At 75.7% G+C, this 1,550-nt stretch carries 1 protein-coding gene; it reads left to right on the forward strand.

Annotation, left to right across the window (positions count from 1 at the left end; all coding sequences use genetic code 11):
- Nucleotides 1-124 precede the first annotated feature (124 nt).
- Nucleotides 125-1,228 carry an IS701 family transposase gene (locus ABD067_RS22845; protein ID WP_456305262.1) on the forward strand — a complete coding sequence of 368 codons (1,104 nt, stop codon included), beginning with the start codon at nucleotides 125-127 and terminating at the stop codon, nucleotides 1,226-1,228.
- Nucleotides 1,229-1,550 lie beyond the last annotated feature (322 nt).

A 1,550-nucleotide genomic window follows, 5' to 3' on the forward strand; every position in this document is an offset into this window, starting at 1 on the left:
GACATCCTCGCCAGCGTCGCCCGTTTCTGCCAGCGCACTTCCAACTCAGACCACTAGCAATACCTGGGCATTTCCGAACGGGACGCCGATCGCCACCTGCTGACGGAGGTGGTGGGAGGCGACGATGGCGGACGTCGGCAACGGCGCGCGCGACCTGGATGCCTGGCTCGCACCCTTCCTCGACGTGCTCGGGCGCAAGACGCGGCGGACCTGGGCGCCGCTGTGCCTGCGGGGCCTGCTCGGCCCCGGCGAGCGCAAGAGCCTGCGGCCGATGGCGGCCTGCCTGGGGCTGTCCGGGCACGACCAGCTGCAGCACTTCATCGCCGGCCCGGCCTGGGACGACGGGCCGCTGTGGCGGGTGCTGGCGGGAGAGGCCGACCGGCTGGTGGGCGGCCCGGGCGCGGCGCTGGTGGTCGACGACACGGCGCTGCCGAAGAAGGGCGCGCTGTCGGTCGGCGTGGCGCGGCAGTACTGCGGGCAGCTGGGCAAGAAGGCCAGCTGCCAGGCGCTGGTTTCGCTGACCCTGGCGCGGGGCGAGGTGCCCATCCCCGTGGGCCTGCGGCTGTTCCCGGCCGACGAGTGGACCGGGAAGGCCGGGCGGTGCGCGCGGGCAGGCGTGCCCGGGGCGGCGATGGCACCGACGAGCAAGGGCGAGATCGCGCTGGCCGAAGTGGACCGGCTGCGCGCGGCGGGCGCGCGGTTCGGCACCGTGCTGGCCGACGCGGGATGCGGCGCGAGCGCCGAGTTCCGCAGCGGGCTCGACGAGCGGGGCCTGCTCTGGGCGGCGGGCATCCCGCGCAACCAGAGGGTCTACGGCACCGGCGTGCGGCTGGTCCCGCCCGCCGCCTCGTGGCGGACGAGGAGCCGCGTCCTGCCGAGGAGGTGCTCGCGGGCCTGCCCTGGCGGCGCGTGGCCTGGCGGCGCGGCACGAAGGGGACGCTCGCCGCCCGGTTCGCGGCGGTCCGGGTCCGCGTCGGCGACGGCGCCACCTGGGGCAACAACCGCCACCTGCCGGGCGGGGAGGTCTGGCTGGTGGGCGAACACCGCGCGTCGGGCGAGCGGAAACACCACCTCTCCAACCTGCCGCCCGGGACGTCGCTGCGCGCCCTCGCCGCCGCCATCAAGGCGCGCTGGGTGTGCGAGCAGGCGCACCAGCAGCTCAAGCAGGAACTGGGCCTGGGCCACTTCGAGGGGCGCTCCCGGACCGGGCTGCATCGCCACGCGCTGATGGGCCGCGTCGCCTTCGCCTACCTGCAGCACCTCCGCCTCGCCGGGCACCGCCGCCGGGCGGGGCCGGGGGAAAATGCCGCGACGCGTTCCGGGGCCGCCGCCGTCGCCGAGCCCGCCCGCCGTGCGCCGCGCCATCGTCGGGCGGCTGTTCGCGCACCTCGTCCCCCCGATCCGATGCCCGCACTGTAGACGAGGGCTCCAACCACCTCCTGATCCTAGAGTGCCCAGGTAGTGCTAAGCGATGACTTGGATGTCGCTCGCCGTCAGCGCCGGCGCCCCGGCGAAGGTGGCGACGACGACGCGCGCCCCGGCCCCGGCGC

This window comes from Craurococcus roseus (assembly GCF_039523795.1).
GTDB classification, from domain to species: Bacteria; Pseudomonadota; Alphaproteobacteria; order Acetobacterales; family Acetobacteraceae; genus Craurococcus; species Craurococcus roseus.

Bases quoted from the DNA above. Each gene is read 5' to 3' on its own strand.
- ABD067_RS22845 (WP_456305262.1), top strand. From the start codon at position 125: ATGGCGGACGTCGGCAACGGCGCGCGCGACCTGGATGCCTGGCTCGCA.